Origin of the sequence: Arthrobacter pullicola, assembly GCF_014836875.1 — a bacterium.
Lineage (GTDB): Bacteria > Actinomycetota > Actinomycetes > Actinomycetales > Micrococcaceae > Arthrobacter_B > Arthrobacter_B pullicola.
The window spans coordinates 274547-297741 of sequence record NZ_JACSQC010000004.1 but is presented as its reverse complement, the minus strand read 5'-3'; the positions used below and the strand labels follow the sequence as shown (position 1 = coordinate 297741).

General features: G+C 66.7%; 20 protein-coding genes and 1 tRNA gene. 8 read left to right on the top strand and 13 right to left on the bottom strand.

What is annotated here, in order from left to right; all coding sequences use genetic code 11:
- The first annotated feature begins 3 nt into the window (after positions 1-3).
- The gene (locus H9638_RS10235; RefSeq protein WP_191747073.1) at positions 4-1296 is read left to right on the top strand and encodes a DUF58 domain-containing protein; all 1293 of its coding nucleotides are present in this window, start codon (positions 4-6) and stop codon (positions 1294-1296) included.
- Positions 1297-1313: 17 nt separating this feature from the next.
- Positions 1314-1994 carry a DUF4166 domain-containing protein gene (locus H9638_RS10230; protein ID WP_191747072.1) on the top strand — a complete coding sequence of 227 codons (681 nt, stop codon included), beginning with the start codon at positions 1314-1316 and terminating at the stop codon, positions 1992-1994.
- 24 nt (positions 1995-2018) lie between these two features.
- Here H9638_RS10230 and H9638_RS10225 read toward each other — a convergent pair whose 3' ends face one another.
- The 4 genes from H9638_RS10225 to H9638_RS10210 all read right to left on the bottom strand — a co-directional run bounded on the left by H9638_RS10225 (position 2019) and on the right by H9638_RS10210 (position 5905).
- Positions 2019-3113, bottom strand: coding sequence for a uroporphyrinogen decarboxylase/cobalamine-independent methonine synthase family protein (locus H9638_RS10225; protein ID WP_191747071.1), 1095 nt, complete (start codon positions 3111-3113; stop codon positions 2019-2021).
- Positions 3097-3474, bottom strand: a complete 378-nt coding sequence (locus H9638_RS10220; protein ID WP_191747070.1) for a chorismate mutase — start codon at positions 3472-3474, stop codon at positions 3097-3099. The genes H9638_RS10225 and H9638_RS10220 overlap by 17 nt, the downstream gene beginning before the upstream one ends.
- Positions 3475-3545: 71 nt before the next feature.
- Complete coding sequence (mnmA, locus tag H9638_RS10215; protein ID WP_191747069.1) at positions 3546-4682, bottom strand: tRNA 2-thiouridine(34) synthase MnmA; 1137 nt, start codon at positions 4680-4682, stop codon at positions 3546-3548.
- Positions 4679-5905, bottom strand: a complete 1227-nt coding sequence (locus tag H9638_RS10210) for a cysteine desulfurase family protein (RefSeq protein WP_191747068.1) — start codon at positions 5903-5905, stop codon at positions 4679-4681. Before H9638_RS10210 ends, mnmA begins: the two co-directional genes overlap by 4 nt.
- Before the next feature lie 271 nt (positions 5906-6176).
- Between H9638_RS10210 and H9638_RS10205 the strand changes: the two genes are divergently transcribed.
- From H9638_RS10205 to H9638_RS10195, 3 genes are read left to right on the top strand one after another with little or no spacing between them, the layout of a single operon-like run.
- Positions 6177-7136, top strand: coding sequence for a J domain-containing protein (locus tag H9638_RS10205; protein ID WP_191747067.1), 960 nt, complete (start codon positions 6177-6179; stop codon positions 7134-7136).
- Positions 7137-7159: 23 nt separating this feature from the next.
- The gene (locus H9638_RS10200; protein WP_191747066.1) at positions 7160-7627 is read left to right on the top strand and encodes a tRNA (cytidine(34)-2'-O)-methyltransferase; all 468 of its coding nucleotides are present in this window, start codon (positions 7160-7162) and stop codon (positions 7625-7627) included.
- Between the two features lie 14 nt (positions 7628-7641).
- Complete coding sequence (locus H9638_RS10195; RefSeq protein WP_191747065.1) at positions 7642-8445, top strand: class I SAM-dependent methyltransferase; 804 nt, start codon at positions 7642-7644, stop codon at positions 8443-8445.
- A 22-nt stretch (positions 8446-8467) separates the two neighbouring features.
- Here the strand turns inward: H9638_RS10195 and H9638_RS10190 are convergent, their stop codons facing one another.
- From H9638_RS10190 to H9638_RS10175, 4 genes are all read right to left on the bottom strand, one after another.
- A complete protein-coding gene (locus H9638_RS10190) occupies positions 8468-9220 on the bottom strand; it encodes a PIG-L deacetylase family protein (RefSeq protein ID WP_191747064.1) in 753 nt (250 codons plus the stop codon).
- Positions 9217-10161 carry an electron transfer flavoprotein subunit alpha/FixB family protein gene (locus H9638_RS10185; RefSeq protein ID WP_191747063.1) on the bottom strand — a complete coding sequence of 315 codons (945 nt, stop codon included), beginning with the start codon at positions 10159-10161 and terminating at the stop codon, positions 9217-9219. Before H9638_RS10185 ends, H9638_RS10190 begins: the two co-directional genes overlap by 4 nt.
- Before the next feature lie 48 nt (positions 10162-10209).
- Positions 10210-11049, bottom strand: coding sequence for an electron transfer flavoprotein subunit beta/FixA family protein (locus tag H9638_RS10180; protein WP_191747062.1), 840 nt, complete (start codon positions 11047-11049; stop codon positions 10210-10212).
- A 297-nt stretch (positions 11050-11346) separates the two neighbouring features.
- Positions 11347-12909, bottom strand: a complete 1563-nt coding sequence (locus H9638_RS10175; RefSeq protein ID WP_191747061.1) for a S1C family serine protease — start codon at positions 12907-12909, stop codon at positions 11347-11349.
- Between the two features lie 440 nt (positions 12910-13349).
- Between H9638_RS10175 and H9638_RS10170 the strand changes: the two genes are divergently transcribed.
- Both H9638_RS10170 and H9638_RS10165 read left to right on the top strand, forming a co-directional pair.
- On the top strand, positions 13350-15299 hold the full coding sequence (locus H9638_RS10170) for a TPM domain-containing protein (RefSeq protein ID WP_318241848.1): 1950 nt from the start codon (positions 13350-13352) through the stop codon (positions 15297-15299).
- An 88-nt stretch (positions 15300-15387) separates the two neighbouring features.
- Complete coding sequence (locus tag H9638_RS10165; RefSeq protein ID WP_191747059.1) at positions 15388-16140, top strand: PspA/IM30 family protein; 753 nt, start codon at positions 15388-15390, stop codon at positions 16138-16140.
- A 68-nt stretch (positions 16141-16208) separates the two neighbouring features.
- Here the strand turns inward: H9638_RS10165 and H9638_RS10160 are convergent, their stop codons facing one another.
- From H9638_RS10160 to H9638_RS10145, 5 genes are all read right to left on the bottom strand, one after another.
- Positions 16209-16622, bottom strand: a complete 414-nt coding sequence (locus H9638_RS10160; RefSeq protein ID WP_318241856.1) for a DUF6328 family protein — start codon at positions 16620-16622, stop codon at positions 16209-16211.
- A gap of 12 nt (positions 16623-16634) precedes the next feature.
- Positions 16635-16772 carry a DUF6328 family protein gene (locus H9638_RS16855; RefSeq protein ID WP_225217260.1) on the bottom strand — a complete coding sequence of 46 codons (138 nt, stop codon included), beginning with the start codon at positions 16770-16772 and terminating at the stop codon, positions 16635-16637.
- Between the two features lie 138 nt (positions 16773-16910).
- Positions 16911-16987 (bottom strand) — tRNA-Met (locus H9638_RS10155).
- A gap of 45 nt (positions 16988-17032) precedes the next feature.
- On the bottom strand, positions 17033-20008 hold the full coding sequence (locus tag H9638_RS10150) for a UPF0182 family membrane protein (protein ID WP_404799658.1): 2976 nt from the start codon (positions 20006-20008) through the stop codon (positions 17033-17035).
- 227 nt (positions 20009-20235) lie between these two features.
- A complete protein-coding gene (locus H9638_RS10145) occupies positions 20236-21390 on the bottom strand; it encodes a YlbL family protein (protein WP_225217259.1) in 1155 nt (384 codons plus the stop codon).
- Between the two features lie 262 nt (positions 21391-21652).
- Here H9638_RS10145 and H9638_RS10140 point away from each other — a divergent pair, with 262 nt between their 5' ends.
- Positions 21653-23152, top strand: a complete 1500-nt coding sequence (locus H9638_RS10140) for a zinc-dependent metalloprotease (protein ID WP_191747058.1) — start codon at positions 21653-21655, stop codon at positions 23150-23152.
- The last annotated feature ends 43 nt before the right edge of the window (positions 23153-23195 follow it).

Genomic DNA, 23195 nt, shown 5'->3' with positions numbered 1-23195 from the left:
GCGATGGCTGTCTCAGGCCGCCTCGTTATTCTCGCTGCGATGGGCGCCGCCGCGGTTGTCCTGTTCCCCGGGACTCAAACCATCCTGCTCTGGCTGGGGCTGCTCGCCGCAGCCGCAGCCCTGGACCTGGCTCTTGCCGCCCCGCCGCTGCGTATCCGCTTTGAACGGCAGCTGCCTAACACCGCCCGGTTTGGCGAGGGCATCCCCGCCCCGGTTGTGGTCCGGAACGACTCAGGCAGAACCCTGCACGCGCTGCTTCGCGATGCCTGGCAGCCGTCAGCAGGCCAGCGGAACCCCGCGCGCCGGATCACTGTTCCGCCGGGTGAGGCCCGGCTCGCTCCAGGAACGCTGCGGCCCGAACGGCGCGGGGAGCTGCGCACCGCCCATGTCACCCTCCGGTCCTTCGGCCCCTTGGGCATCGCTGCCAGGCAGCGGACCATCCCGTATCCGGGCTCACTCCGCGTTCTGCCCCCCTTCCGTTCCAAACGCCACCTGCCCGCGAAACTGCGCCGGCTGCGCGAGCTGGATGGAAACGCTTCCGTCCAGCTGCGCGGAGCCGGAACGGAATTCGATTCCCTGCGCGATTACGTCCGCGGCGACGATGTCCGGTCCATCGACTGGCGTGCGACGGCGAGACGGCAGGAGACGGTGGTGCGCACCTGGCGCCCGGAACGGGACCGCAGGGTCATTCTCTGCCTGGACACCGCCCGGACATCCGCAGCCCGCATTCTGGACGAACCGCGGCTCGACACCGGTATCGAAGCCTCCCTGTTGCTGGGAATGCTGGCGCACGGCGGCGGAGACCGGGTCGATTTCATCGCCTTTGACCGGCGGGTGCGTGCCCGGGTGGCTTCGGCGGCGAAAGGAAACCTCCTTCCACGCCTGGCCAGCGCCATGGCTCCGCTGGAACCGGAACTGATCGAAGCGGACTTCTCCCTCCTTCCCGGCGTCGTCCAGTCCGTATCTTCCCGCCGCTCCCTGGTGGTGCTCGTTACCTCGCTGGACGCCGGGGCCGTGGAGGAAGGCCTGCTGCCCGTCCTGCCCTCCCTGCTGGCCAAACACGTCGTCGTCATTGCGTCGGTACGGGACCCCGCACTGGACGAGCTGCGCTCCGAACGCGGCACCGCCGCGGATGTTTTCCGGGCCGCGGCCGCCGAACGGGCGCTGCTGGACCGCTCCGCGGTCACCGCACAGCTGAAGTCGATGGGAGCCGAGGTAGTGGATGAGACACCGTATGAACTGCCGCCGAAACTTGCGGACATGTATATCCGGCTCAAGGCGTCCGGGAGGCTCTAGCGGCGTAGGGTGGAGCCATGACTGACGGGTCCCTCTACCAGCGGGTTCTGGGCGCCGATTTCGGCCGGCTGCAGCCTGAACTGCAGGACTATTTTTCGCTCTCCCCGGAGCAGGGGCGCTACGGCATCGGGACTGGTTCCTTCGAGATCGCAGGATGTCCCCGGCCGGCGCTCCGCCCCGCGTTGGCTGCCATACCGGTTCGGAACGCGTTCTTCCCCGACTACGGCCGCGATGTTCCCTTCACGATCCGCAACTTCGCGCATCTGGACCCGTTCGGCCGGTCATCGCTGACCGCCGTGCGGCGCTTCCGGTTCGACCACGCCGAGCGCGTCTTCGAGGACACCACGTCCCTGACCTCCCCGGCCGGGCTCACTGACTACGTCGGCCGGCGCCGGAATCTTGCCACCGATCTGGAGCTCTCTGTGTCCGGGGACGGCAGGCTGCACATGCACTCCCCGCATACCCGCCTGTTCCTGGGCCGTCTGCGCGTGCCGGTTCCGGTTTTGGCCGGCGCTGACGCCCATGCCGAACAGTGGTGGGACGGGGAAACCGGACGGTTCCGGATCCGCACGCTGGTCCGGCAGCGGCAGCTCGGCACGGTCTTCGTCTATGACGGGAGCTTCACCTACGCCTACCGGGATTACGACGGCGGGCTGCCGCCGGACGCCCGGCCGGAGAAGTGGGAGCGGCGGCTCTAACCCGGACTTCCGGAGGCTGCGGTCCTAGCCCTCCGCTGCCAGCTGGTCCAGCGCCGAGGCAGTCTGGGTCAGCCGCGCCAGTACCCGGCGGGCCGGGCCGGGTGCCAGGTCAGAAAGAGCGCCGTCGGGAGTGATATGGAGCGCGGGCAGGTCCCGCAGCGGCAGCCCGACCCGGGTCCAGGGCCGGGTAATGTCCTCCACCAGTGCAGTGACCTGGCGCGGTTCCTCCCCGCCCGCGGGCAGCGGAAGCACTCCAAGCCACACCTGCTTCCCAGCCTCGACAGCTTCCGCGATGCCTTCCCAGTCCCGGTCACGCAGCCCGCGCAGCGGGAGGGCCACACCGTGGGCACCGGAGCCCAAGGCCAGATCCAGTCCGGATTTTGCCTGCCCGTGTCCGGCGGACGGCAGGCGGAGGATCACGTCGGAGGCACCGGCCGCAGTCAGGGACTCCCGGACCATTGTCCACATCAGTGAGGCTTCCTGGGCCGGGACCGAACGCAGGGTCCGGTAGCCGCTGGCCGTGGGGATCCGCCCGCCCAGGACCTTGTCCAGGTGGGGTTCATCCAGCTGGACCACGATGGATGCGCCGCGGGCGACCTCCTTGACCCGGTGCACGAAGCCAGCTGCTCCGGCCGCCAGTGATTCGGCAATCTCCCGGCGGGCGCCGGCGTCTGTCAGGGCGCGTTCACCGTTGTGGAGGTGCAGGCCGGCAGCCAGCGAAAGGGGCCCCTGCAGCGAGACTGCCAGGCTCCGTCCGGGGTCTTCTTCCTCACCGATGACGTCGGCGAGGGCATTGATATCGCGGGAGAGCAGCGAAACAGCCCGGCGCTGATCGATGCCGGGACGGTCAACCAGCCGCCAGCCGTGCGGCTGCAGGTCCACCGGCAGCTCCACCAGCAGCCCGGCGGTCCGTCCCACCGGGTCGGCTCCGATGCCCCGCTGCGGCAGTTCCACCAGGAACGGCAGATGCGGGTCCCCCAGTTCCCCGCGGATGATCCTGGCGGCCTCTGCGGGGTCAGTGCCCGGCCAGCCGCCGGGCCCGGTGGCAGTGACGCCCGACGGACCGGCGTCCGCGCCTGCAGTCCCGGCAGCGCTGTCCGGTTCAGGCTCCCGCTGCATTGCTTCCGCCGTTGCGGGTCTCGGAGATGGCCTGGTGGTGCCGGATGACCTCGCTGATGATGAAGTTCAGGAACTTCTCCGCGAAGGCTGGATCCAGGTGCGCATCCTCGGCCAGCCGCCGAAGCCGGGCGATCTGGGCCACTTCCCGGCCCGGGTCGGCAGGCGGCAGGCGGTGCTCGGCCTTCAGGTGGCCCACGCGCTGGGTAGCCTTGAAACGCTCCGCCAGCAGATAGACCAGAGTGGCATCGATGTTGTCGATGCTGCTGCGCATGGCAAGCAGTTCGGCCATCACCTCATCGGCTACCTTCCCGGAAAGGGAGCTGGCCCCGGGGTCAAATTCGTCGGCGGACTTTTCACTCATGCCTCCAGTTTAGGGGCCTGTTGGCAGGGCAGGTTTCCAGGTTACGCGTCCTGCCTGGGGTCATCAGTGCCCTAGGAGACGGCTGCGGGGTCCCATTCCAGCGACCGGGCGGAGTCGATGGTCGCCTGCCCCAGCACGCGGGTGCCCTGGTAAATCACGACGGTCTGGCCGGGGGCGACACCGCGCATCGGCTCATTCAGGCGTACCACAAGTTCGCTGCGGCCGCCGTCACCAGTCTCCATCCATGCAGTCGCCGGAACGGGATCACCGTGCGCCCGGACCTGCGCGGTGCATTCGAAGACCTCGCCGGTTTCCACTTCGCGGATGGGCAGGCCGGCCCAGGAGACCTTGATGCCGCGCATCTGGTCGATGTCCAGGAGCTTCTCCGGGCCGACGATGACCTTGTTTTCCTTGGGCCGGATTTCCAGCACGAAGCGGGGCTTGCCGTCGGCCGCCGGGCGGCCGAGCTTCAGCCCCTTGCGCTGGCCCACGGTAAAGGCGTTTGCCCCGGGATGCGTGCCGAGCGTCTCACCGGTGGGATCGACGATCTCGCCCTCGGACATGTCGATGCGCTCTTCGAGCCAGCCGCGGGTGTCGCCGTCGGGAATGAAGCAGATGTCGTGGCTGTCCGGCTTGTTGGCCACGGAGAGGCCCCGGCGTTCGGCCTCGGCGCGGACCTCTGCCTTGGAGGGGGTGTCCGCGAGCGGGAACATGGCGTGCTTGAGCTGTTCGTGGGTGAGCACGCCGAGCACGTAGGACTGGTCCTTCGCCCAGTCAGCTGCGCGGTGCAGTTCCGGGTTGCCGTCGGCGTCGGTAATCACCTTGGCGTAGTGTCCGGTGCAGACCGCGTCGAAACCCAGCGCCAGCGCCTTTTCCAGCAGCGCGGCGAACTTGATCCGTTCGTTGCAGCGCATGCACGGGTTCGGGGTGCGGCCGGCGGCGTACTCCGCCACGAAATCATCCACCACGTCTTCTTTGAACCGCTCCGAGAAGTCCCAGACGTAGTAGGGAATGCCCAGGATGTCGCAGGCCCGCCACGCATCGCGGGAGTCCTCGATGGTGCAGCAGCCACGGCTGCCGGTGCGCAGTGTCCCGGGCATCCGGGAGAGCGCCAAATGGACCCCGACGACGTCGTGCCCGGCGTCGACTGCCCGTGCTGCGGCCACAGCGGAGTCGACTCCGCCGCTCATTGCTGCCAAAACCTTCATGAAGAAAAACCTGTCCCTGCTGTTCGTATGCTGCTTTCGCTGCCCGCCATGCCGGCCTTTTTGGCCCGTTCATAGGCTTCGGGCAGGGCGTCTATTAATGCGTCAACGTCATCGGCCGTGGATGTATGCCCCAGGCTGAACCGCTGGGCGCCGCGCGCTTCCGCTTCGCTGAGTCCCATGGCCAGCAGCACGTGCGAGGGCCGGGGAACCCCGGCGGTGCAGGCCGAGCCGGTGGATGACTCCACGCCCGCCAGATCCAGGAGGAAAAGCAGCGAGTCACCCTCACAGCCCGGGAAGGTGAAATGCGCATTGCCGGGAAGGCGGCGCGTACCCTCCTCGTCGTCGCGCGGCCCGCGCAGGACGGCGTCCGGGACCACCCGTTCGACGGCGGCGATCAGATGGTTGCGCAGCGTGCGCAGGCGGGCGCTTTCCTCCGGGAGATTCTCCGTCACTTCACGGGCTGCCGCAGCAAACGCGGCGATGCCGGGCTTGTCCAGCGTGCCGGAGCGGATGTCGCGTTCCTGCCCGCCGCCGTGCAGGACGGGAGTCAGTTTCACGGCCCGGCCCACCACCAGGGCGCCGACTCCAACGGGCCCGCCGATCTTATGGCCGCTGACGGCCATGGTGTCCAGGCCGGCTTCCCGGAAGTTCACGGGGACGGCGCCGAAGGCCTGCACGGCGTCGGAATGGACCGGAACACCATAGGAATGCGCCAGGGCAGTCAGAGCGGGTATGTCCTGCAGCGTACCGACCTCGTTGTTCGCCCACATGACTGTCAGCAGCGCGGTGGTGTCCGCATGCTGTTCCAATTCGTTCCGGACTGCGTCCAGGGAAACCAGGCCGTCGGCGTCGACCGGGAGCCAAACGGCGGTGGCGCCTTCGTGCTTTTCGAGCCATTCGACGGTGTCCAGCACGGCAGGGTGCTCCACCGGTGAGCAGAGGATCCGGGTGCGGCCGGGGTCAGCGCTGCGCCGGCTCCAGTACAGCCCCTTGACGGCGAGGTTATCCGCCTCGGTGCCGCCGGAGGTGAAAATGACTTCCGAGGGGTGGCAGCCGAGGGCGGCGGCCAGGGTTTCCCGGGAATCTTCCACCACCATCCGGGCACGCCGGCCGGAGCCGTGCAGCGAAGAGGGGTTGCCGCTGCGGCTCAGTTCACTGGTGAGTGCGGCGAGGGCCGAAGCCGAAATCGGCGTGGTCGCCGCGTGGTCAAGGTACACGGGCACTCATCAATTCTAGCGGGTGGGCTGCCGCGCGTCCGCCTCCGGCAAGCAACACCCGGCCCGCGGTCCAGACGGCAGGCCTGCCGCTGCAGGCCGGGCGGGGAGTTTTCCCGCGGCCCGGGTGCTCCGCCGGGGGCCTCCCCGCGGCTAGAATTATTTTCCACGGCCAGCGGCCCCGCCGGCGCCTGCGGTGTTCCGAAGCAGTACGGGTCTCCGTGCGGGCCGTGCCGCTCCGGCGCACCAGTGCCCGGCAGCGCTACCGAAAGGAACAGCAGTGACTCCCCCAGCCCAAACGCTGTATGAGGTCTTGGGTGTCACGCCGTCGGCCACCGCCGATGAGATCAGGTCTGCCTACCGCCGTGCCGCCCGCCAGACCCATCCCGACCATGGCGGAAGCAGCGAGCGCTTCCATCAGGTGTCCGAGGCCTACCAGGTGCTGTCCAACGCTGAACAGCGGGCCGCCTATGATCTGCGGCTGGGCCGGGCCGGAACCGCGGGAAAGCCAGCGGGAGCTTCTCCCCTGCGAACGGCGCCACCGGGCCGCCCTCCCGGTTCCGGCCGTCCGGCCGCGCACCCGGACTTTGGCAGGCCGCCTGTTTTTGAACCCGATTTCAGTCCGCAGCGCCCGCCCGTCATTCCGCTGGCCCAGCTTGGCCGCCAGGTGACCGGACAACCGGAACGGCCGGGACTGTTCAAACGTCTTGGTTCCTCCGCCGGCTCACGGTTCGACGCCGAGAACCTCACCATTGGGCTGCTGTCGGAGTCGCTGCTCCCGGACTATCCAGCCGGCCGGCTGGTCAACAACCTGCGGATCCCGGACTCCGGGCCGCGCGGCGGAACCCTCGAAATCGGCCATGTCCTCCTGGGCGGCTACCGGATGGCCGTTATCGATTCCCTGATGTCCTCCCCCGGCGGCTACTACTGGGACGGTACCTCGCTGCGGCACCGCGGCCACACCGTCGGCTCCCTGCGGCTCGCGGACGCCGTGCGCACGCTGCAGGACAGGTTTCCGGAGCTGAACGTCTGCGGCCGGCTGGTCCTGCACAGCCCCAACCGCAATCCCTTCGAGCCCATCATTGATTCGCCGCCCAACCTGCCCGATTCCGCTCCGATGGACGTTGTGAACCCGGGAACCCTGGCCCGGGACCTGCGGCGGTTCTTCAGCACCGGGCCCGGCCCGAACACCGTGCTGCTCCCTGTGCTTGGCGCCCTGATCGATGCGTCCGCGCAGTAGGCGGCCGGGCATAGGATAAAGAGGTGTTCCGCATCCTCTTCCATACCCCTGAAATTCCGGGCAACACCGGCAACGCCATTCGGCTGGCCGCAATCACCGGCGCCGAACTGCATCTGGTGGAGCCGCTGGGCTTCGACCTCGATGATTCCAAGCTGCGCCGCGCCGGACTCGACTACCACGACCTTGCCGTGCTTCACGTCCATCCGGACCTCGACGCGGCGTGGAAAGCGCTTTCCCCGGAGCGGGTGTTCGCTTTTACCTCTGACGGCGAAACCAGCTACACCGACATCGCTTACCAGCCCGGCGACGTCCTGCTCTTCGGCCGGGAATCCGTCGGCTTGCCGCCGGAGGTCAAGAACGACCCGCACGTTACTGCCAGGGTCCGGCTGCCCATGCTGCCTCCCCTGCGTTCACTGAACCTGGCGAATTCCGCCTCCATTGCCGTCTACGAAGCCTGGCGCCAGCACGGCTTCGCAGGAGCCCAGCTCTAGCCGAAGGAGACTCCATGCCCGAGCAGCACCCCTTAGCACCGACCTTTGATTCCGGTGCCGCGGACTTCGAGCGCCTGGCTCCGTCCCTATGGAACCCCATGGGTAATGCGCTGGTGGCGGCAGCGGACGTACGGCTTGGGGACAACGTCCTCGATGCGTGCTGCGGCGGCGGCGCGATCACGATTCCGGCAGCGCAGAGCGCCGGGCCCGACGCGATAGTCGACGGGGTGGACATTTCCGCGGACCTGCTCGCGGTGGCAGGTTCCAAGGCCGAAACCCTGTCCCTGGAGAATGTCGCCTTCCACCAGGCAGACGTCATGGACTGGCAGCCCGGGACGCAGTACGACGCCGTGCTCTGCGGCTATGCCGTCTTTTTCCTTCCCGACATGGACGCCGGTGTCCGTCATCTGGCCTCCCTGCTTCGCAGCAGCGGCCGGCTTGCCCTGAGCACCTGGGCAGACGGTTCGCTGACGGAGTTCTCCAGTACCCTCTTCCGGCACTGCGCCGCAGAAGGCGGAGAAATCGAAGTCCCGACCGCCGCGGCCCGGGAGAACATGCTGCGCATCAACACTCCGGAGAAGGCCACCGCCTGGCTGGAGGCTCTGGGACTTGAACAGGTGAAGGCGGTCCACACCCCCGTCCCGGTGCAGCTGAGTCCGGAGCTGGCCTGGTCCCTGGTGCTGGGCAGTGCCCTGCGGCTGCTGCTGCCCCGGGACGCGGAGGCCCTGCGGCGGGTTCGGGACGGCTTCCTGGCTGAGCTTGGCCCGGAATACACACTGAACGCAGACACGCTTATTGTGACGGCGCAGAAACCGTAGGTCCTGGGAGCGGGGCGGGCGCCTAGAAGCCCGCGATCGTGGCGGGTGTGTTCACGCCCACCACGTGGAAGACCTCGGCACTGCTGCCCGCAGGCAGTCCATGCCGCCGGGCGTTTTCCTGCAGGAAACCGCGGACGGAGGCATCCATGCCCTCGATGTCCGGATGCTGGCTTGCGTGCACCCGGATGGCAGCGAGCTTCCGGTCCAGTTCAGCGCTGATGTCCACGGCGTGGTTTTCCCGTTCCCGTGGAGCCCCGTAGAACCAGAGCCACGGCACCTTGTACGCCTGCAGTCCGGCGGATTCGAGCTCAGGGTAGGCGAACGGGTTCTCCGCAGCCGGGTAGACCGCCCGCGTCACAATTTCGCCGCACGCCAGGTGGTCCGGATGACTGGCCTGGATCCTGTCCCAGTTCCGTTCCGGATGCATTGACAGCACGACGTCGGGACGGACCCGGCGGATCAGCTCGACAACGCGGCCAATCAGTTCGTGATTCACCGCAAGGAAGCCGTCACGCTCGCCGAGGAAATGAAGCTGGCCCGCCCCAACGATGTCCGCAGCGGCACGCTGCTCACCGCTCCGCAAGGCGCTCACGCCGGAACGGTCCCCGGGCTCAAAACCGCCGGCATCGCCGTCGGTCATCACGCAGTAGGACACCTCGGCGCCTTCGGCGGCCCATGTGGCCAGCGTTCCCGCCGCGCCGAAATCGATGTCATCCGGGTGGGCGGCGAAGGCGAGGACCCGTTTGACCGGTGTGCCGGCAGGAAATGCGCTCACGCGCGGCGCCGCCGGATTTCCGCGGCCGCCTGCGGCAGGACGGAGAACAGGTCCCCGACCACGCCAAAGTCAGCGATCTCGAAAACCGGTGCGTCGGAATCCTTGTTGATGGCCACAATGACCTTCGCCGTCTGCATTCCGGCCTTCTGCTGGATCGCCCCGGAAATCCCGGCGGAGATGTAGAGCTGGGGGGACACGGTCTTACCGGTCTGGCCCACCTGCGCCGAGTGCTCAATCCAGCCGGCGTCCGTGGCTGCACGGGAGGCTCCGACAGCTCCTCCGAGCAGATCGGCGAGCTCCTCGAGCGGCCCGAAATCGCCGTCCACCCCGCGTCCGCCAGCCACGATGACACGGGCTTCGGACAGCTCCGGACGTCCGCTCACGCGCTTCTCTGAACGTTCCGTCACGGTCGCTGCGGGTCCGGTCTCCGGCACGGTCACGAAGCTCCGCTCAGGATCGGCGCCGCCGCCTGCCTCCACCGGTTCAACGGAGTTTGCCTTGACGGTGATGATCGGGACTCCGGTCTCAACGCGGCAGGTGGAAGTGAAGGACCCGGCCAGCACGGATTTGGTGACCGAGAGGTCCGGCGCCACCGCGACGGCGTCGGTAATGACCCCGGAGCCAAGCTTGATGCCCACCCGTGCCGCGACCTCACGGTCCTCAAAGGAATTACCCAGCAGCACGGCGGCGGGACCGGCGGCCTTGACCGCTTCGGCGAGGAATGCCGCCTTGGCAGCAATCAGCACATCCGGCAGCGGCCGCGCGGGTTCGTACAGGGCGCGGGCACCGTGCCGGCCCAGCTCGGCGGCAATTTCGCCGGACAGTGGCCGCGGGGATGCGACCACCGGCTCGCCGATCGAAGCGGCGATTGCCAGCAGTTCGCGCGCTGCGCGCGGCAGCGGCAGCGACGGAACGTCGATGAAGACCAATACGGAGCCCATGGGGCGCTCTCCTTGGGGTGCGGGCGCGGCAGCGCCTGGTGGGAGGTGCTAGATGAGTTTCTGCGAAGCGAGGTAGTCCACTAACTTGATGCCGGCGTCGCCGTCATCGCTGATGATGGTGCCCTGCCCGCGGGCGGGCCGCGGTGCCGAAGCGGCCACCGATGTCCACGCCCCGGCCAGACCAACCTGGGATGCGTCCACGCCAATGTCCTGGAGCGAGAGCACAGCCACCGGCTTCTTCTTCGCCGCCATGATTCCGCGGAAGTTCGGATAGCGGGGCTCATTAGCCTGGTCCGTCACCGAAACCACGGCCGGCAGCGGCGCCTCGATCACCTCGGAGTAGGAGTCACCGTCCCTCCGTGCGCGCAGGACCGGGCCGGACGGAGTATCCACCGTCTCCAGTTCCGCAGCGAACGTCAGCTGGGCATAGGACAGCCGTTCGGCGAGCTGCGCCGGGACCAGCGATGTTTCGCCGTCCGTGGATGCCATTCCGGTGAGCACCAGGTCAACCGGTCCCTGGGTGTTGTTCAGGTGGCGCACGACGGCGGCCAGGGCCAGCGAGGTGCCGGCGGCATCGGACCCGGCGAGTGCGTCATCGAGCAGGTGCACTCCCTTGTAGGCGCCGATCTGGAGGGATTTCTTCACCGCGTTGACTGCGGCGGCCGGCCCCATAGCAACGGCGGTAACGGTGTTGCCGCCCTTTTCCCCGCCGCGTGCCTCGGCCAGCTGCAGCGCGGCTTCGAGTGCGTATTCGTCCAGCTCGGAGAGGATGCTCTCGGAACGGTCAAGCGTGTGGTCCGGGCCAGCCAGCTGACGATCAAACTGGGTGTCCGGGACGTGTTTAACCAAAACGACGATGTTCAGCGGCCTGTTGGCTGACTCCTGCATTCCGGCCTTTCCTGTAGGACGATTCCGCCGGTCGGATTCCGGCATTCCCCCGCGCGTCGGCGGCGACAGATTAAAGCTAATCACACGCGGCCGCCGGGCTCGAATGCGGAAGGCCGCGGGCGGGCCTGCCGCCCCGGGTACGCACCTGTCACTGATCGTTCCCGGGCCCGGGTGTCACTGCCCTGGCCACACCTGGCCGGGACAGCACGCCGGCCCGGCTGGAGCGGGTTCATCTCCAGGCGGGCCGGAACCGCTTGCATTGTGCCGGCGTCGTACGCCGGGGTGCGGGCCGTGCTGCTATTGGCTGGCCGAATCTCCCAGGGTGGTCTCGGTTGTCTCGGTCTGGCCGTTGCGGACGTAGTCAATGCTGACCTTGCTGCCGGCGGCCTGCATCCGGATGGCCGCGGTCAGTGACTGTGCATCCGTGATCGGAATGCCGTTCACTGATGTCACGATGTCGCCCTTCTGCAGCCCCGCCTTGGCTGCCGGTGTCCCGCTCGCAGGATTGTCCGCGATCGCGGCACCGATAGTGAAGGAGGATGAACCCGACCCGGTGGCCGGAGTCACCGAAACACCCAGGAATCCGTGGCTGGCGGTTCCATTGTCGATGATCTCCTCAGCAACCCGTTTCGCATAACTGGCCGGAACTGCGAAGCCGACGCCGATGTTTCCGCTGTCCTCGCCGGAGCTGGTGCTGGAGGCGGAGGCAATTGCAACGTTCACGCCAATGACTTCACCGTCCGAGTTCACCAGCGCTCCGCCGGAGTTGCCATGGTTGATGGCAGCGTCCGTCTGGATGACGTTCAAGTAGATCGACGACGACGCCGAGCTCTGGTTCTGCGACGAACCGTCCGGCGGAGCGAAGCGGAACCCGTTGCCGTCGTCCGGCGCGGCATCGGTGTCAGACTCCGGCGCCGCGGAGGACTGGACGCTGATGGTCCGGTTCAGTGTCGAGACAATGCCGTCGGTGACCGTTCCGGCGAGTCCCAGCGGTGCGCCGATGGCGATGACGGTGTCCCCGACGTTCAGGTTCCCCGAATCCCCGAGCGAAGCCGGAGTCAGGTCCGGAGCGTCCACCTTGATGACGGCAAGATCGGAGAGCGGGTCGGTGCCGACCACAGTCGCGGTGAGAACGCGTCCGTCTTCGGTCTGCACCTCGATTGAGGGACTCGCAACCGTTCCGCCAAGTGTGACCACATGGGTGTTGGTCAGGATGTGCCCCTCATCGTCCAGGATGATCCCCGAGCCGCTGCCGGAGCTTCCCGAACCGGAGACCTCGATGGTCACCACGCTGGGCGATGCCTTCACCGCCGCGGCCGTCACGGCGTTCACGCTCTCGTGGTCGTTGACCACCACGGTCTGCGACTGGCCCGTTGTTCCCGCGGCAGTGTTACTGCCGCCGTCCAGTACCGCGTCAGCTGCGACTGCTACCCCGCCGCCGAGGAGGCCGGCTACCAGCATGGCGGTAATCAGGGTCCCGGTGCCGTAACGGCGCCCGCCTGTTCCGGAAGGCGCCTGGTCTGCGTTCCCGTGGCCGCCTCCGTAATAGGTGTTCCCCTGGGAAGCCGGCGGGTAGGGGGTGCCGTACCCGTCCTGCGGGCCGGGGGCTGGAGTTCCGAATGTGCCCGGCTGGGACGCAGCCTGGGCAGGGATGCCGCCAGGGCGCTGATGAGCCGTCCAGGCGGGCTGCCCGCCGCTGTCTCCGGATACCGGATGAGCGCCGCCGGCGGGGAGCCGGGTGGTTTCCGTCGCCGCAGGCTCCTGCGCGTCCCCGTCAGGGACGCTGGAAGACGGCGGGGCCGGCGGACGGGGAGGCAGTGGCCGCTGCGGTCCTTCGCTGCCCCCATAGTGCTCAGTCATATGGGCCGTCCTTTCGAAAATTCGGTTTACCCACAAGTATCGACCCATCCACTATGACAGGGGAGTCTGTGATGCAGGCTGGAGAAGTCTGGATGGTTGCTGGGAGTTACCCGAACGGCGGTGGGGCCGCCGTTCGGGTGGTCCGCCGTCGTCTCCCCTAGTCAACCGTGGGATCTCCGGGGCCGAGTCCAGCTTCATGGGATACGGTTTCGTGGTGGACGGGCGCACGGGCCACCCATAGAATCAATGCAATATCCGCCCTGCAGACCACCGGCATGAGCTTCAGGCCCAGCAAGACCACCAGACACGGTTTTAAAGACAGACAAGTTCAAACACACAAGGGATCTTTTATGCGGTTGAGGACGAAGCGGTTTGCGGCCGTGCTGGCTCTGAGTGCGCTGGCGGTGTTCTCTCCGTCAGTGGCCCATGCGGACCCTCCCGTGAGCATTCCCCCCGGCCAGTACCTGGTGGATACCAACGATTCGCTGGGCGGGAGCACCGGCGAGGTCCAGCAGGCGATCACCGACGTCCAGCGCAGCAGCGGCTACACCCTGTACGTCGTGTATGTGGACAGCTTCACTGACCCCTCGAATGCCAGTGCCTGGGCTGAGGACGTCGTGACCGAAAAAGGCATGGGGTCCAAAGAAGCCCTGCTGAGCATCGCAACCGTCGAACGCAAGCTGGAGGTCTCCACCGGAGACCAGTCGGTGCTTACGCAGGACAAACGCAACGCCATGCTTGAGGCGGCGACGGAACCGCTGCTGGGGGTGCAGGACATCAGCTCCGAGCAATGGGCTGCTTCCGCTGTCAACGCAGCCAAGTCCCTGGAAGACATTGCGGGAGGCGGCAGCGGTGAAATCTCCTCCGGCGGCGGCAGCCTGCTGCCCGCTTTCATTGTTGCCGGTGTTGTACTCGTCGGAGCTTTCGCAGTCTTCGGCCTGGTCCGCAGCCGCTCACGGAAGCGCGGCGCCATCACGGTACAGGACGCTGCCCCGAAGGACCCGCTGGACGCCATGAGCGTGGAAGAGCTGCGGAAGCGGGCCGGGAGCCTGCTGATCGCGGCGGACGACGCCATCAAGTCCAGCGAGCAGGAACTTGCCTTCGCTGCGGCCCAGTACGGGGACGACGCGGTGTCAACTTTCACAGACGACCTCGCCGTAGCCCGTGCGCACATGGGTGAATCCTTCAAGATGCAGCAGCAGCTCGACGATGAAATCCCCGATACCGAGGAGCAGCAGCGCACCTGGCTCAAGGACATCATCCGCCGCTGCGAAGCCGTCAACGAGTCACTCCAGGCGCACAAGGAAGACTTCGACGCGCTGCGCGAACTTGAAAAGAACGCCCCGAGCGCCCTCGCTTCGGCGCAGGATTCCGCACGGGCAGCCGCAGCCCGCCTGGATTCGGCGCAGGCGGCTCTCGACGGCCTCACAACCCGGTACAGCGAATCGGCCCTGGTCCAGGTGCGGGACAACATTGAACAGGCGGCCGAACGGCTGGCCTTCGTGGACAACGCTGCCGGGACCGCGGAGGAGAAGCTGCGCACCGGAGATACCTCCGCAGCAGTGCTCGCCGTGCGGGCTGCGGAGGAAAGCCTCCATCAGGCGAACGTCCTCATAGATGCGATTGACCGGACCGGGGCGGGGCTTGATACCGCGGCCTCCGAACTTGACCGTGCCGTAGCCGACGCCCGGCAGGACCTGGCCCAGGCACGGGCCTTTGCCCAGAGCGGCGCCCAGAGCGCGCTGGCCGGCCCGATTGCCGGCGTCGAACAGGCCCTGGACGCCGTTGAAAGCGCCAGGCGCGGCAAGTACGACCCGGTGGACCTGCTCGGCCGGCTTGAGTCCTCCAATGCCCAGCTTGATGCTGCGCTGGAGGGCCTGCGCGACCGGCAGGAACAGGAACGCCGGGCCCGCGACGCCCTGCAGCACACGATCATGTCAGCCCAGGCCCAGATCGCCGGGACCTCCGACTACATCCGGGCCCGCCGCGGCGGAGTCGGCAGTGAGGCCAGGACCCGGCTGGCCGAAGCGGAACGCAACCTGCAGCAGGCCATCGCCGTACAGTCCTCTGACCCGGTCAGCGCCCTCGCCTACGCCCAGCAGGCCAATGCGCTGGCCGCGCAGGCCTCCGAAATGGCCCGGCAGGACGTGGATGGGTTCGGCGGAATGGGCGGCTGGGGCGGAGGCGGCGGCGGAATGTACGGCGGCCGCGGCGGTGGCAGCGGGCTTGGCGGAGCCATCCTGGGCGGCATCCTCATCGACTCGATCCTGCGCGGAGGCTCCCACGGCGGAGGCGGCGGCTGGGGCGGCGGCGGATTCGGCGGCTTCGGCGGCGGCGGCGGCTTCGGCGGCGGTGGAGGCGGCTTCGGTTCTTCGGGCGGCAACTTCTAGGGCGGTAGTTCTAGGGTACGGCCAACGTTTTTGACAGGCTGGAAACAGCACAACCACTCACAACCCCAGCACTTTGAAAGGCAGACAGATGGTAAAGCAGTCAATTTTCGGACGGATCGCCACACTGGCCAAGGCCAATATCAACGCCCTCCTGGACCAGGCGGAAGACCCCCAGAAGATGCTTGACCAGATGGTCCGCGATTACAGCAACAACATTGCCGAGGCCGAAAGCGCCGTCGCGCAGACCATCGGCAACCTGCGGATGCTCCAGGACGACTACAACGAGGATCTGGAGAACGCCCGCAACTGGGGCAACAAGGCCCTCGCAGCGTCCCGCAAGGCGGACGAGTTCCGCGCCGGCGGCAACGCCGTGGACGCCGAGAAGTTCGACAACCTCGCAAAGGTCGCTATCCAGCGCCAGATGGCTGCTGAAAGCGAGGCCCGCGGTGCCGAGCCGACGATCGCTTCCCAGGAGGAAATCGTCGAGCGGCTCAAGACCGGCCTGACCCAGATGAAGGACAAGCTCCAGCAGCTGCAGTCCAAGCGCAACGAGCTGATCGCCCGCGCCCGGAACGCTGCCGCGCAGAACCAGATGCACGATGCCATCAAGAGCATCGATGTCATGGATCCCACTTCCGAGGTCGGCCGGTTCGAAGAGAAGATCCGCCGCGAAGAGGCCAAGGTCCGCGGCGCCAACGAGCTCGCTGCTTCCAGCCTGGACGCCCAGTTCGAGTCCCTCGAGGACCTGGGCGAACAGACCGAGGTCGAAGCCCGCCTGGCAGCCCTCAAGGCTTCTGCCTCCAACCAGTCAGCCAATCAGTCAGCGATCGAACAGAACTGACCGCTCGGGAATCCCGACAGCAGGCCGGCTCCCCCCGTGGGAGCCAGCCTGCTGCTTTTGTGGAAGGGCTACTCCGGTGCCGGCGAATCCCGCGGGTCTTCCGGTTGTCCACGCCGCAGGGCACGGCTGCGGCTGGTCAGGGGCAGCACAAGCCACAACCCGGCCAGGACCAAGGCGGCAGCGGCGGCCGACACAGCCGCTGCCCAGCCACCAAGCACGATGTCGAAAACCAGGCCCACGGTCCCGATGAGGATCAGGCCAACCAGTATGAGCGTCCAGCGCAGGAGCAGGTCGCTGTTCCGTACCAGGTCGTTCTTGATCCGGCGCTGAAAGAACGATCGGTGCATAACAACTGTGGACATCAGCACCGCCGTCACCAGCACGGATAAAGCGACCAGCGCGAGGTACAGCCCGGTCTGGAGGGGCGTGAGCGTGGTGAAGCGCTGCTGGAAGGGCAACGTCAGGAGGAACCCGGTAAGAATCTGGATTCCGGTCTACAGGACGCGCAGCTCCTGCAGCAGGTCCGTCCAATTGCGGTCCAGTTTCTGCAGTGCGCTCTCGCCGCGGTCGGGGTCTGCCTCCGGGCTGTCCCGGGACCTGCTGCGCGGCCGGCCGCTGCGGCGGGCATTCATGCAGAGATTCTAACGGCCGCAGGTCCGCTGCGCTTCCCCCTGCCCGGCAATCCGGTGCGGCGGCCTGCCCCTGTCTGGACGCTGGTTCCTTGCCCGGAAAGACAAAATCCCCGTCCGGAACCCGGACGGGGATTTTCTTGGTTGCGGGGGCAAGATTTGAACTTGCGACCTCTGGGTTATGAGCCCAGCGAGCTACCGAACTGCTCCACCCCGCGGCGTGGTATCTACTCTACCGGCCGCGGGGTTGAGCCGCAAATCAGCTACTCGCCGGAGCCCTCTCCACCGCTGCTGTCTTCCTGGGCAGCACCGGCGGCGGCACCACCGGCGATCTTTTCCTCCGCTGCGATGGCACGCTGGATAGCCGCATTCAGCTTGTCCTGGGCTGCACCGTAGGCGGCGAAGTCGCCGCTGGCCAGGGCATCCTGGCCTTCCTGGATGGCAGCGCCGGCATCAGCCAGCGCCGTCGACAGGTCTGCCTGGGCCGTGGTTTCACCAGGCACCTCGGTTCCGGTATCCGGCGTGTTGCCGACGTTCTCCTGATCACCGGTGACGGCGCCGGAATCGCCGCCGAACACCTGGTTCAGCGCCTCGTCGAGCGTGGGCGCAAATCCGACCTTCTCGCCGAAGTTCACCAGCACACGCTGCAGGGTCGGATAGGAGGAAGCACCCGAGGACTGCACGTAGACCGGCTGCACGTAGAGCATGCCGCCGCCGACAGGAAGGCTGAGCAGGTTGCCGTTGATGACTTCAGAAGCACCCTGGCGGAGCAGGTTAAGCGCGTTGGACACCGTCGGGTCCGAGTTGAACCGGTTTTGCGCCTGGCCGGGGCCGGGCACGGCGGTATCAGTCGGCAGTTCCAGCAGCCTCAGCGTGCCGTAGCTGTCGGCCTTCTCCCCCGCAGTGCCGGTGCCGGCATCGGCGTCGGCGGCGAGGAAGCCGTAGAGCACGTTCCGCGCCTCCCCGTTCGCCGCGACGAACGGAATGAACGGCGTCGTCAGTGAGAAGGCGGCCTTTTCCTGGCCCGGCATCTGCAGGGACAGGTAGTACGGCGGCTGTTTGACGTCGGAGTTCGTCCGGGTCGGGTCGGACGGAACGGACCAGGCGTCGTCGTTCTGGTAGAAGGACTGGGCGTCGGTGACGTGGTAGCGGCCGAGCAGTTCGCGCTGGACCTTGAACTGGTCCTCCGGGTACCGCACGTGTGCCATGAGGTCAGCGGACATTTCGCTGTACGGCTTGAGCGTGGACGGGAAGACGTCCTGCCAGGCCTGCAGCAGCGGATCCTCATCATCCCAGGCGTACAGGGTGACAGACCCGTCGTAGGCATCCACCGTAGCCTTGACGGCATTACGGATGTAGTTGACCCGGTCCGCCGGGAGGGCAGCCGAAGCGCCGCCGGTCAGCGAGTCAGTGGTCGCCGAGGCAAGTTCCTGCTGCGTGGAGTACGGGAAGTTGCTGCTGGTGGTGTAACCATCCACGATCCACTTCACGCGCCCGTCAACAACGGCCGGGTAGGCATTTCCGTCCACGGTCAGGTACGGGGCAACCTTTTCCACACGTTCGCGCGGGTCCCGGTCGTACAGGATCTGCGAATCTTCGTTGACGAAGTCGGAGAGCAGCAGTTCCGTGGACTGGAACTTGATGGCGTAGACCAGCTGGTTGAAGATGTTGCCAACGCTGGGGCCGCCGTCGCCGCGGAAGGTGGTCTGTGAATCGTCAGACGAGTTTCCGGTCTGCGGCCGGTCGATCTCCACCGGATCGGCATCCTCGGGAGCACCCACCACGGAGTAATCCGGGGAGGATTCGCCGAAGTAGACCCGGGGTTCGTAGTCCCCCAGGACACCGCTGGAGGGAATGCCTGACTCCATGAAGCTCGGCTTGCCGTCGGGCTGGACCGTGGAACCGCGGGCGGCGACCACACCGTAACCGTGGGTGTAGAGGACATGCTCGTTCACCCAGCCGGCCGGCACACCGTCGATGTTCAGTTCGCGCACCGCGATCACGGTGTCCTGGACATCGCCTTCCACGTCATAACGGTCGACGTTGAGGTTTTCCGGGAACTGGTAGTACTGGCGGAACTGCTGCAGCTGGCCGAAGGCATCAGAGACGACGTTCGGATCCAGCAGGCGGATGTTCGAGGTGGTTCCGGCGTCTGCGGCCAGCGCACCGGCGTTCGCGTCGACAGTGGCGTCGTACGGGATGACCTCAGTATCAGCGAGCCCGTAGGCTTCGCGGGTCAGGTCGATGTTGCGCTGGATGTACTCGCGCTCGAGCGTCTGCTCGGACGGAATGACCTGGTAGCGCTGGACAATCCAGGGGTAGACGCCCCCAGCGACGATCGCAGTGATGACCAGCATGGCGGTACCGATGATGGGCAGGCGCCAGCGGCCGATGATGGCCGAGACGATGAACAGCAGGGCAACAATGACGGAGGCCACGGCCAGGATGGCCTTCGTCGGGATGACGGCATGCACGTCGGTGTACAGGGCACCGGTCCAGGCACCGGAGGTGCTCTGGAGGGTGTTGTAACGGTCCAGCCAGAAGTTCACTGCCTGCAGCAGCAGGAAGGAAGCGGCGATGACGGCAATGTGGATCCGTGCCGGCCGGCTGACGAAGATGCCCTTTTCCTCAAGCCGGATACCGCCGTAAAGATAGTGCGTGAGCAGGCCCGCGATGCCGCTGATGACAACCACGGAAATCAGGAACCCGACGATGAAGCCAACGAACGGCAGCGTGTTGAGGTAGAAGCTGTAGTCCATGTTGAACTCCGGGTCAGTCTGCCCGAAGTCATGGCGGTTGAAGAAGAGCAGGGTCTGCTCCCACATCGACATCGCTGCAGTGCCGGCGAACCCGCCAACCACCACCGGGATGCCGATCATCAGCAGCTTCCGGACCGGCTCTAGCTGCGCCTGGTACCGGTTCAGATTGTCCTGCATGGAGCTGTCCGGGGCGTAGATCGGCCGGGAAGAGTACGCAGCTCGGATGCTGAAGAAAACGCAGACGCCCATAATCAGGAACGCGGCAGCGAACAATCCGATACGGGTGAGGTTTTCCTTGACGAACACTTCGAGGAAACCGAGCTGGTTGTACCAGAGCACGTCAGCGTAGACCTGGGAGAAGTACACGAACCCGATCACCAGTACAGCAACCACAATGAGGGTCGCTATCAGCGGACTGCGCCGCCGTTTGGTGGCGGTGGAGCCGGGTTGGGAGAATGGGCCATTTGGTCCGGAAGTCACAGTTTCCTCATCGTTCGGGGCGTCGGCTCACGGCACGTGCGGCAGCTCGGCGTGTGGAGATATTCCGCTGCCTCCGAATCGAAGCAACCGTGACCCCTCTGTCCGACGGCTGCGCGTTTCTTGCCGTGGTTCCCTATTCTGCCTTGTTTCGCCGTCGAACGGCCACTTATACCGGCCCCGGAGGCGAACCTTATTAGGATCGTAATTCGCGCCCGCTCCGAACGTTCCTAGGCTCCGTCCGTGCAGCTGCCCAGGGCCTCGGCGCTGCCGCCGGAGGCAAGGGACTCGACGGCTGCGAGCGCGTCGCCCAGGGTGGCAACGCTGACCACGACCAGATCCTCGGGGATATTCCCGGCTACTTCCGCACAGTTGGCCTCCGGCGCCAGGAAGAATTCAGCTCCGGAGCTCTTCGCTCCCACCATCTTCTGTTCTATTCCGCCGATAGGTCCGACGTTCCCGGCTGCATCGATCGTGCCGGTGCCGGCAAAGTGCCGGCCCTCTGTCAGTTCTCCCGGGGTGAGCTTGTCAATGATCCCCAGGGCGAACATCGTTCCGGCAGAGGCCCCGCCCACGTTCTCCAGTGCGATGCTGACCTCGAAGGGGAAAGTGAAGTCGATACTGAGGTAGGCGCCCATCTGGTAGGCACCCGAGTCCGAAAGCTCGGGGGTGATGGTCAGGGTCTGTTCCTCCCCGTCCCGGCGGACGGTGATGTCGGCAGGATTGCCCTCTGACTCGTTCAGTGCTTCGCGCAGCGAGTCCATGCCCTCGACGGGTTTGCCGTCCACCCGCAGCAGGACATCCCCGGTTTCCAGCTGTCCGTCAGCCGGCGCACCTTCCATGGTGCCGGCAACAGCCAGCTCCTCCGTGAAGGGAATCTCCAGCTGTGCCAACGCCGCAGCTACGGCAGATTCCTGCGAGGACGTCATCGCCGCCGCGTTCTCCTCTTTCACCTCGCCGCTGGTGGTTCCCGGCGGATAGACAAAATCAACGGGAAGGACGGCGTCGGCCGGGCTGATCCAGGCAGCCAGCACCTCCGCCATGCTGACCGCCCCGTTCGGACCGCCGGAGACGTAGACGGTGGTCAGGTCCAGCTCGCCGGCCGTCGGATAGGTTTCCCGGCCTTCGATGCTGATCAGTGGACCTGACGGGATTTCGCCGATGGTGTTGAAGGTGGGGCCGGGCGATTCCACGACGTACGGAGCGGGCAGCAGCAGCCCGGCCGCGCCGAGGAGAACCGCTGTTCCGCCGGCAACAACCAAAGCCAAGCGGCGGGGGGAACGCTGTCCGCGGGACGGGCGGCGTCCAGCATCCGGGCCGCTCTCCGCCGATGGCACATCCGCACCGCCGGCAGTAGGAGGAAAGTCTTCATTCGGGGAGCGCAATCGGCTTTCCTTTCCTGCACCGGTGGTCTTCGCGGCGCAGCTGCTGCTGTTTTCGTCATGAGCGGGGCCCAGTGCTTGCTGTTCGGGTTTGATCCGGGCTGCATGCACTCCGGGCTATTGTCCCACGTGCTCCTTTGCCAACAGCGAACGAATCACGGAATGCAGGACAGGCCCCGGCGCCTGCCGGTAACGTGGAAACCCAGGCCGCCGGTGATCCCCCGGCTGTCCAGGCATCAGAACTTCCACAGGACCGGTGGTACCCATGAGCTCAAACCCCTCCGACCACGGGGATACGCCCCAGGACCCGTTGTCCGAAATGCTCGCGCGTCTCTTCGGCGGGCAGGCCGGAGGCATAGATCCCCAGGAACTGGCCAAAGCCGCCGGACTGCCTTCGGACCCAAATGCCATGGCCATGATCTTCCAGCAGGTCCAGGCCATGTTCAGCACCCCGTCCGACGGGCCGGTCAACTGGCAGCTCGCCAAGGACAACGCACGCCGTGTGGCCGCCACGGGTACCGATCCCTCTGTCAGCGCCCAACAGGCGCGCGACGTTGGTGAGGCCCTGCACGTGGCACAGATGTGGCTGGACCCGGTGACAGATTTTCCCTCCACAGCGGCCATCGGCAAGGCGTGGTCCCGCGCTGAGTGGGTTGAAGCGACGATGGATTCCTGGCGGCGCCTCACCGAGCCCGTTGCGGTCAGCATTTCTGAAGCGCTGACCAACGCCATTTCCACGCAGATGCCCGAGGAAATGAAGTCCATGATGGGCGGAGCCTCCTCCATGCTGGCGAATATGGGCGGCGCAATGTTCGGGATCCAGCTCGGCCAGGCTGTCGGCGCCCTGTCGAAGGAAGTTGTCAGCTCCACTGATGTGGGCCTTCCGCTGGCCGCGGGAACCATGGCACTGCTGCCGGCCAACGTGGCCTCCTTTGGCGAAGGCCTGGACATTCCCGAAGCTGAAATCCGGCTCTACCTGGCTGTGCGCGAAGCAGCGCACGCTCGGCTTTTCGCCCACGCACCCTGGCTGGCGGGGCATCTCTTCGGCAGCATCGAAAGCTATGCCCGGGGCATCCACATTGATATTTCCAAGATCGAGGACGTGGCCCGGGACATCGACCCGAGTAATCCTGAGTCCCTCCAGGAAGCCCTTGCCGGCGGCGTCTTCCAGCCCGAGCGGACACCTGCGCAGGACGCGGCGCTTGAGCGCCTGGAGACCGCACTGGCCCTGGTCGAGGGATGGGTGGACGAGGTCACCGCTGCCGCTACGTCCAATCTTCCCTCCGCCGCGGCGCTCCGCGAGATGATCCGGCGGCGGCGGGCCAGCGGCGGCCCCGCGGAGCATACCTTCGCTTCGCTGGTGGGATTGGAACTGCGGCCCCGCCGCCTGCGCGATGCCGCCGTTCTGTGGGCGCAGCTGCGCGAGGAACGCGGGATCGAAGGACGCGATGCCATCTGGGAACACCCCGACCTGATGCCCACCTCCAAGGATCTTGATGACCCGCTGGGCTTCAGCAAGCGCCGCGAGCTCCTCGACGCCTCGGATTCCGACGTCGATGCAGCCCTGCGGCGGCTGCTCGAGGGAGGGTTCGACACGCAGGAGGACGATTCCCAGGCCCCGGCCGAAGCTGAGTCGGAAACCTCCGGCGAAGCCCAGCCGCACGCCGGGCCGGAAGCCTCCGGTGACCCGCAGCCGGACGGAAACCCGGAGGACGGATCCGATGCGGAGAATCCTGACAGCGGCAAGGACGGCAACGCGTCCTAACGCGCTGCTAAAACACCCCCGGGCGGTAAACCGCCCGGGGGTG

What these genes read in the sequence shown, in the direction of transcription:
- H9638_RS10235 (WP_191747073.1), top strand. Translation starts at nt 4, where the DNA reads ATGGCTGTCTCAGGCCGCCTCGTTATTCTCGCTGCGATGGGCGCCGCC.
- H9638_RS10230 (WP_191747072.1), top strand. Translation starts at nt 1,314, where the DNA reads ATGACTGACGGGTCCCTCTACCAGCGGGTTCTGGGCGCCGATTTCGGC.
- H9638_RS10225 (WP_191747071.1), bottom strand. Translation starts at nt 3,113, where the DNA reads ATGCAGCGGGAGCCTGAACCGGACAGCGCTGCCGGGACTGCAGGCGCG.
- H9638_RS10220 (WP_191747070.1), bottom strand. Translation starts at nt 3,474, where the DNA reads ATGAGTGAAAAGTCCGCCGACGAATTTGACCCCGGGGCCAGCTCCCTT.
- mnmA (WP_191747069.1), bottom strand. Translation starts at nt 4,682, where the DNA reads ATGAAGGTTTTGGCAGCAATGAGCGGCGGAGTCGACTCCGCTGTGGCC.
- H9638_RS10195 (WP_191747065.1), top strand. Translation starts at nt 7,642, where the DNA reads ATGCCCGAGCAGCACCCCTTAGCACCGACCTTTGATTCCGGTGCCGCG.
- H9638_RS10185 (WP_191747063.1), bottom strand. Translation starts at nt 10,161, where the DNA reads ATGGGCTCCGTATTGGTCTTCATCGACGTTCCGTCGCTGCCGCTGCCG.
- H9638_RS10180 (WP_191747062.1), bottom strand. Translation starts at nt 11,049, where the DNA reads ATGCAGGAGTCAGCCAACAGGCCGCTGAACATCGTCGTTTTGGTTAAA.
- H9638_RS10175 (WP_191747061.1), bottom strand. Translation starts at nt 12,909, where the DNA reads ATGACTGAGCACTATGGGGGCAGCGAAGGACCGCAGCGGCCACTGCCT.
- H9638_RS10165 (WP_191747059.1), top strand. Translation starts at nt 15,388, where the DNA reads ATGGTAAAGCAGTCAATTTTCGGACGGATCGCCACACTGGCCAAGGCC.
- H9638_RS16855 (WP_225217260.1), bottom strand. Translation starts at nt 16,772, where the DNA reads ATGAATGCCCGCCGCAGCGGCCGGCCGCGCAGCAGGTCCCGGGACAGC.
- H9638_RS10140 (WP_191747058.1), top strand. Translation starts at nt 21,653, where the DNA reads ATGAGCTCAAACCCCTCCGACCACGGGGATACGCCCCAGGACCCGTTG.